The sequence below is a fragment of the Sphingomonas sp. AC449 genome (assembly GCF_979253475.1).
Genome location: NZ_CEEDCZ010000064.1, coordinates 1 through 254 on the forward strand (window position 1 = coordinate 1; position 254 = coordinate 254).

1 protein-coding gene is annotated in these 254 nt (G+C 68.1%); it reads left to right on the forward strand.

Going from position 1 to position 254, the window contains the following annotated elements; all coding sequences use genetic code 11:
• Window positions 1-254, forward strand: a 254-nt coding sequence (gene rpsB, locus AC0CH3_RS17850; protein ID WP_465238132.1) for a 30S ribosomal protein S2, incomplete at both ends; no start/stop codon positions are given.

The window sequence follows — 254 nt, forward strand, 5'->3', positions numbered from 1 at the left end:
GATGAAGCCTTACATCTTCGGTGACCGCAACGGCGTCCACATCCTCGACCTCTCGCAGACCGTGCCACAGTTCGCACGCGCGCTCGAGTTCGTCTCGTCGGCCGTCGCCGGCGGCGGCAAGGTCCTGTGCGTCGGCACCAAGCGCCAGGCGCAGGAGCCCGTCGCGGACGCCGCACGTCGCGCAGGCCAGCACTTCGTCCACCATCGCTGGCTGGGCGGCATGCTCACCTACTGGAAGACCCTCTCGGGTTCGA